Source organism: Frankia sp. CeRuru1 (genome assembly GCF_977966315.1).
Map to the genome: position 1 here is coordinate 1 of NZ_CDWWEW010000266.1, position 7,047 is coordinate 7,047.

The window sequence follows — 7,047 nt, forward strand, 5'->3', positions numbered from 1 at the left end:
CCGTCGGAGGCTCGGTGTCAGCCGACGGCGAGGGATGCAGCGGCTCCCTGCCGGGCCCGCCATCCGGAGGGAAGAGCCTCCATCAGCGCGTGGGTGAGATGGTGGGAGGTGAGGCCGCTGGCCTCCAGGACGTCGGCCCGTGAACCGTGGTCGAGGAATCGCTGCGGGATGCCAAAGACGTGCACCGGCAGGCCCGACTTGGCGTCGCTCAGGGCCTGGGCGACGCGCGCCCCGACACCGCCGACCCGGCCGCTGTCCTCGACTGTGGCGACCAGCAGGTGATCGAGGGCGAGCCCGGTCAACTCGGGCGGCACCGGCTTGATCCAGCGGGGGTCCACGACGGTGACGCCGACGCCCCGCTCGGCCAGCCGTTCGGCGACGTCGACACAGGTGGCGGCTACGGCGCCGACGGAGACCAAGAGAATGTCGGGACGTTGGCTGCGGTGCAGGACGTCCAGCCCGGCGTAGACGCCCACGGCCGGGATGTCCGCTCCGCTGGAGCCCTTGGGGAAGCGCAGGGCGGTGGGGCCATCGTCGCAGGCCACGGCCTCTCGCAGGGCGCGGCGCAGGGTGGCAGCGTCGCGTGGGGCAGCCAACCGTAGGCCGGGCACCAGGTTCAGCAGCGACAGGTCCCACATGCCGTTGTGCGAGGGGCCGTCGTCACCGGTCACGCCGGCCCGATCCAGGACGAAGGTTACCGGGGCGCGGTGCAAGGCCACGTCCATCAGGAGCTGGTCGAAGGCCCGGTTGAGGAAAGTGGAGTATAGCGCGACGACCGGGTGCACCCCGCCGAGGGCCAGCCCCGCGGCAGCGGTCACGGCGTGCTGTTCGGCGATGCCGACGTCGATGACGCGCTCGGGGTGGCGGCGGGCGAACTCGCTGAGCCCGGTCGGGTCGAGCATGGCAGCGGTGATGGCGACGACGTCCGGCCGGTCGGCGGCGAGGTCGGCCAGCTCGCTGCCGAACACGGACGTCCAGCTGGGTGCGCCTCCCGGTTTCTGGGCGGCGGCGCGCACGGCGTGGAAGCGGTCCGTGTCGGCCTGCTCGGCGGGTAGATGGCCGCGGCCCTTCTCGGTGACGCAGTGCACCATCACGGGCCTGCACAGGGCTACGGCCTCTCGCAGCGCCGTCTCCACGGCCTCGATGTCATGGCCATCCACCGGGCCGACGTAGGCGAGCCCCAGGTTCTCGAACAGGGCTTGCGGGACGCCGCCCGCGCGCAGGTCGGCGAGGTGTCCGGCAATGGCGCCGACGGTGGGGGCGTAGGAGCGGCCGTTGTCGTTGAGGACCACGACGACGGGGCGCTCGGGGGCCGCTGCGATGTTGTTGAGGGCTTCCCAGGCCATGCCCCCGGTGAGCGCGCCGTCGCCGAGCACCGCGACTACGGCGCGGTCGCTCTGCCCGAGCAGGGCGTTGGCGCGGGCGAGGCCGTCCGCCCAGGACAGGGAGGTCGAGGCGTGCGAGTTCTCGATGACATCGTGCTCTGACTCGGCACGGCAGGGGTAGCCCGACAGCCCACCGGTGCGGCGCAGCGTGCCGAATGCGCCAGCGCGGCCGGTGAGGATCTTATGGACGTAGGCTTGGTGGCCTGTGTCCCACAGGATCTTGTCGCGGGGGGAGTCGAAGACGCGGTGCAGGGCGATGGACAGTTCGACGACCCCGAGGTTGGGGCCGAGGTGGCCGCCGTTGGCGGTGCAGGTGTCCACCAGTAACCGCCGGATCTGCGACGCCAGTCCGCGGGCCGCGTGCGGGGACAGGGCGCGCAGGTCCTCCGGCCCCCGAATCTCCTCCAGGCGTGGCATGGCGCAACCCTCTTTCTCCAGTGGTGGACTCATCGCACCTCACTGGGCGCGGGCGAGATCTCGCCGGCCAGCGGTGTCTGCGGGACGCGGCCGGTGACCGGGTCGGCCAGCCGGCCAGGCATGGAGAACACAACGTGCTCCGCGGTGCCCCGCTGGAGCTCGACCTGGTCGAAGCCGAGTTCGGCGAGCCGGGCGACGAGCCCGTCGACGAGGATCTCCGGGGCACTGGCCCCGGCGCTGATGCCGACCGACGACACGTCCGTCAGCCAGGCCGCTTCGAGGTGCCCTTCGTCGGGCACCAGATGGGCGGCGGCGCCGTGGTCGCGGGCCACCTCGACCATGCGCAGCGAGTTGCTGGAGTTGTGCGAGCCGACGATCAGGACTAGGTCGTTGTCGCGTGCGAGATCCTTGACGGCGCTCTGCCGGTTCTGGCTGGCGTAACAGATATCGTCGCCAGAGGTGATCAGGTCGGTGAAGCGGGCGCGCAGGGCCTCGACGACGCGCTCGGTCTCGTCGAACGAGAGGGTGGTCTGGGTGAGGACGGCGACCGGGGTGTCGTCGGGCAGGCCGAGGCGCCGTACGTCGTCCTCGGTCTCGATGACGACGATCCGGTCGGGGGCCTCACCGAGGACGCCCTCGACCTCCTCATGGCCCTCGTGCCCGACGAGGAGGATGGTGCGGCCGTCGCGGGCGAAGCGCACCGCTTCCTGGTGGACCTTGGAGACCAGCGGGCAGGTGGCGTCGATGACTTCGAGCTGTCGGCCGGCGGCTGCGGAGCGCACTCTGGGGGAGACGCCGTGCGCGGAGAAGACACAGAGCGCGCCCTGCGGGACCTCCTCCTCGCTGTCGACGAAGACCGCACCGCGCTTTTGCAGCTCAGAGACGATGTAGTGGTTGTGCACGATCTCCTTGCGCACGTACACGGGCGCCCCGTGCAGGTCCAGCGCCCGCTCGACGATGCCGATGGCGCGCCGTACGCCCGCGCAAAAGCCGCGCGGCTTGGCAAGGACGACGTTCCCTTTACTCACCTCGCCTCGCCCCCGGCCGGTGCGGGGACGGCGGAGGTCATCTGGCGCGGGGTGCGTGTGTCCAGCCTCAGGCGCAGCCGGCGCGGGTGGTAGACGGTGGCCAGCGGGACCGGGCGGATGTCCATACCGGGCTCGCAGGCGACCCGCCAGCGGCCGAGGATCGTGGCGAGCCCCAGGGCGGCCTCGGTGCGTGCGTAGAGGTCGCCGATGCACTTGCGGGCGCCGGTACCGAACGGCACGTAGGCGTGGCGGGAGGCCGGCGCGATACGGTCCGGGAGCCAGCGGTCGGGGTCGAACTTCTTGGGGTTGTCGAAGGCGTCCTTGTACTGGGCGACCGCGGCGGGGCTGAAGACGACAGTGGAACCGGTGGGTAGCTGACGGCCCGCGAGTTCGGTCGGGGAGGCGGTGAGGCGGGTGAACAGCCAGGCCGGCGGGTGCAGTCGCAGCGTCTCGGAGATGATCCGGTCGGTCAGGGAGAGGTTCGGCAGGTCGTCCCACTGCGGGGCGCGGCCGTCGAGGACGGTGTCGATCTCGTCGTAGAGCGCGGCCTCGATCTCCGGGTGCTGGGAGAGGAGATAGAAGACCCAGGTGAGGGTGCCGGCGACGGTCTCGGTGCCGGCCGCCATAACGGTAATGACCTGGTCGTGGATCTCCTTGTCGCCGAGCCGGCCACCGTCGTCGTCGCGGGAGGTAATCAGGGCGGCGAGCAGGTCCTCGCGCTCGGTGCCGGAGCTGCGGTAGTCGTCGATGAGTTGCTGGGTGGTCTCGTGTAGGAAGTCCAGGTTGCTCTTGTAGCGGCGCTGGGACGGCAGGGGCAGCCGGCGGATCGAGGCCGGCAGGAACATCTGCCGGAACAGGCCGTTGAGCACGACGTCGAAGGAACGTTCCACCTTCGCCCCCAGCTCGGGGCTGACGGGTGTGGAGTAGAGGGTGCGGCCGACCGTGCGCAGGGCCATGCCGTACATTTCGGGGAAGGCGTCGAAGACCATGCCGTCGTGCCAGCGCGAGGCGGTGGACTCGATCTCGGCGTGCATGGCCTCGGCGTACCGCTTGAGTTGGGAGCGGGTGAAGGCCGACTGCATCAGCCGGCGCTGACGACGGTGGTCGGCGAACGGGCAGGTGACCAGGCCGTTGCCGGCGATGTCGCGGGCTCGGTCGTAGAAGACGCCGCCCTTGTCGAAGATGCGGTCGTTGGTCAGGACGTGCCGCAGCAGGTCGGGGTGGGTCGGGACGTAGGCCGCGGTGGGGCCGATCTTGATCTTAACCAGGTCGCCGTGAGCCGAGAGCGAGGTCATGAAGTTCACGGGGTGACGCATCATCTGGAGGGCGTGTCCCACGACGGGGAGCGCCCCGGGCGCCGCTCCTGCCGAGAAGGTGTTCTGCTCAGTCATTCGATTCTCAACTTCCCGTCTCTACTGATCTGTTGACAGCTGTGCTGCCGCGACGACCGGGCGCCGGTGCGTGTTGTTGGTGTGCGGCACTAGTGGGCGATGCTGCCGAGCTCCTCCAGGTAGCCCTGGGCACCGGCGGCGAGCGCGAACTCGGCGTCGTAGCGGCCTGACGAGCGGTGCCAGTCGTAGGAACCGCGGATCACGGTGCGCACGGCGTCGTTGCGGTAGCGCTCTAGTGCCTCGCGCTCGGCCTCGTCGAGCTGGTAGATGTCGCCGACCTGCGGCAGGCAGGACTCCAGCAGGAGGTACTGCTCCAGGCGGGCGCGCACCTCGCTCTGGATGTGGGCGACGCTGCGGTCCTTGGACCAGCCGTGCTCCCGGCGCAGGATCATGACCATGTTGTTCTGCTCGCCGCGGGCCTCTTCCTTCTCCAGCGAAGCGATGTCGTTGAGCAGCAGATTGACGTCGATGGCGATCTGGAGTATCGCGGAGAGCACGGCGCTGGCGAAGACCCGGTGCGGCACCTCGAAGCGGCCCGCACGCTCGGCGAGGTCGACCGTCGGCTGCACCCCGATGGTCTGCCGGCGCACGGCCAGGTACTGGGCCGCGGAGTTGTACGGCGTGTTCCAGAAGCGGCTCTCCGCCTCGTCGACGTAGCCGTCGAAGTAGCTGCGCCAGTGCCGGGCGCTGCGCGCGCACCAGGCGGGTGTCATGCCTTCTTTGGTGCGCCGCCAGATGTTGGCGAAGCCGTGGGCGATGGGAGGCGCGGTGTCGGGGAGGGGGCTGTCCAGCGCCGCCGCGACCGCGTCGGTGAGCTGTTTGGTCTCCTCCGGGTTCCCGCCGCGCGGCCCGTCGAAGAGGTCGTCGAAGAGGAAGAACCACGACATCAGGTCGACGCCCAGGTCCAGGTCGGCGCCGGTGGCGTGCGGATAGAAGCGGGAGGCCAGATCGGCGTAGTTGCCGCGCAGATGACGCGTCGCCGCCGCCTCGGATGTGATTAGCCCGAGCGACCGCGGCCAGGCGAGCTGCTCGGCTTCGGCCCGCGCGTGATCCGGGCTCTGCCGGCCCGGCAGAGGCATGTGGAAGTCGACGTCCTGGGGCATGAGAAAATCCTTAGGGCGTGGGTTGCGGAGGCGCAGCGGGCATGGCGATGCCCTGGCGGGGGCGCTGCGCTGATCGGAGAGTCAGAAGGGGCCATACGGGGGCCGGTCCGGTCTCAGACCTCGCGGTCGACGACGAACCGCCCGAGCGCGAGGAGTTCGCCCCGCGCGCCGGCGTCCAGCTCGACACTGCGCAGCGCGTCCTCGGCCAGCGCCATCCGCCGGGCGGCCTCGGCCAGCGCCCAGTCCCGGCCGCCAGCGCCCTCGATTAGGCCGGCCACGCGCCGCAGTTCCTCCTCGTCGAGTTCGCCAGGGGTGGTGAGCCAGGCAGCCAGCTCGTCGCTGAGCGGGCCGTCCTGGTTCAGTGCGTGGCTCACCGGCAGGGACTTCTTACGGGAACGCAGATCGGAGTGGACCGACTTGCCGGTGACGGCCGGGTCGCCCCAGATGCCGAGAACGTCGTCGACGAGCTGGAAGGCGACGCCGACCTGGCCGCCGTAGAGCGCCAGCGCGTCTACCGTCGCCTCCGGTGCCCCGGCGAGGACGGCGCCGATCGCGGCGCTCGCGGACAGTAGCGCGCCGGTCTTGCCGGCGGCCATCTCGACGCACTCTTCGGCCGTGACGTACGAACGCTGTTCGAAGGACAGATCCTGGACCTGGCCGCGGATTAGATGCCGGGTGGTGCGCGCCAGAAGCCGGGCGGCGGACGCCGCCGTCGGCAGCCCGGTGTCCAGCAGCACCTCCTGAGCGAGCGCCAGCATCGCGTCACCGGTCAGGATGGCGCTGGAGGCACCCCACAGCTTCCACACCGTGCTCCGGTGGCGGCGCTTCTCGTCGCCGTCCATCAGATCGTCGTGCACCAGGGAGAAGTTGTGCACGAGCTCCACGGCGACGGCGCCGGGCAGGGCGACCTCCGGCGGTGCGCCGACCGCCTCGGCCGACAGCAGCGCGAGCGCCGGCCGTACGGCCTTGCCCGCCTCAGCGCTGGTGGGCGTGCCGTCGGCGGTGATCCAGCCGAAGTGGTAGGCCGCCTGGTGACGCGAGCGGTGGTCGAGCCGGTCGACGGCGGCACGCAGCGCCGGGGTGATCGTGACCCGGCTGTGGCTGAGGCAGGCGGGAGCAGTGCTCATGTGCCGACCTCCGCGTGCCAGGGGGCGGCTGGGTCGTCGAAGATACTGACGACCTGACGCAGGATGCGCCGTTCGGCCGGGTCGAAGGCCTGCTTGGCGTGGATGGTGCCGAGCTGGTCCCACATGACGATGTCCCCGGGCTGCCAGATGTGGGCGTAGGTGTACTGGGGCTTACCCGCGTGCGACAACAGTTCGTCGAGCAGCTTGCGGCTGTCGTCGGGGGCGAGGCCCCCGATCCGCTTGGTGTTCAGGGTGCTGACGTAGACCGACTGGCGGCCGGTGCGCGGATTGCGGGCAATCAGCGGGTGGATGGTGGAGGTGCCGTCCTCGGGTTGGATCTGTTCGGTGCTCTCGCCGAGGGACACCTCGCCCTGGAGCTCCTGCTCGATGGTCTCCTCGTACCCGGTGCGCAGGGCGTGGCGGACCCGGTAGGAATGCAGACGCCGGCGCTCATCAGGCGACAGCGACTCGTATAGGGCGTACATGTCGGTGAAGAGGGTCTCCCCGCCGCCGGATGACGGCACTTCGATTGCCTCCAGGAAGCCGATCTGGGAAACGCGGGGGCGGAAGGAGTAGTCGGTGTGCCAGTCCATCCA

Annotated in this window: 6 protein-coding genes; all 6 read right to left on the reverse strand. The window is 70.4% G+C overall.

Features of this window, described 5'->3' with window-relative positions; translation table 11 throughout:
* Window positions 1–17: 17 nt before the first annotated feature.
* Window positions 18–1,802, reverse strand: coding sequence for a 1-deoxy-D-xylulose-5-phosphate synthase (locus AC08OP_RS17385; RefSeq protein WP_476615153.1), 1,785 nt, complete (start codon window positions 1,800–1,802; stop codon window positions 18–20).
* A 29-nt stretch (window positions 1,803–1,831) separates the two neighbouring features.
* Window positions 1,832–2,830, reverse strand: coding sequence for a 4-hydroxy-3-methylbut-2-enyl diphosphate reductase (gene ispH / locus AC08OP_RS17390; RefSeq protein WP_476615154.1), 999 nt, complete (start codon window positions 2,828–2,830; stop codon window positions 1,832–1,834).
* On the reverse strand, window positions 2,827–4,221 hold the full coding sequence (gene ptlI / locus AC08OP_RS17395; protein WP_476615155.1) for a pentalenene oxygenase: 1,395 nt from the start codon (window positions 4,219–4,221) through the stop codon (window positions 2,827–2,829). The genes ispH and ptlI overlap by 4 nt, the downstream gene beginning before the upstream one ends.
* Before the next feature lie 89 nt (window positions 4,222–4,310).
* Window positions 4,311–5,324 carry a pentalenene synthase gene (ptlA, locus tag AC08OP_RS17400; RefSeq protein WP_476615156.1) on the reverse strand — a complete coding sequence of 338 codons (1,014 nt, stop codon included), beginning with the start codon at window positions 5,322–5,324 and terminating at the stop codon, window positions 4,311–4,313.
* Window positions 5,325–5,437: 113 nt separating this feature from the next.
* Entirely contained in the window at window positions 5,438–6,451 is a 1,014-nt protein-coding gene (locus AC08OP_RS17405; RefSeq protein ID WP_476615157.1) for a polyprenyl synthetase family protein, read from the reverse strand.
* Window positions 6,448–7,047: TauD/TfdA dioxygenase family protein (locus AC08OP_RS17410; RefSeq protein WP_476615158.1), on the reverse strand; the 600-nt coding region annotated here is incomplete at its 5' end. The genes AC08OP_RS17410 and AC08OP_RS17405, both read right to left, overlap by 4 nt.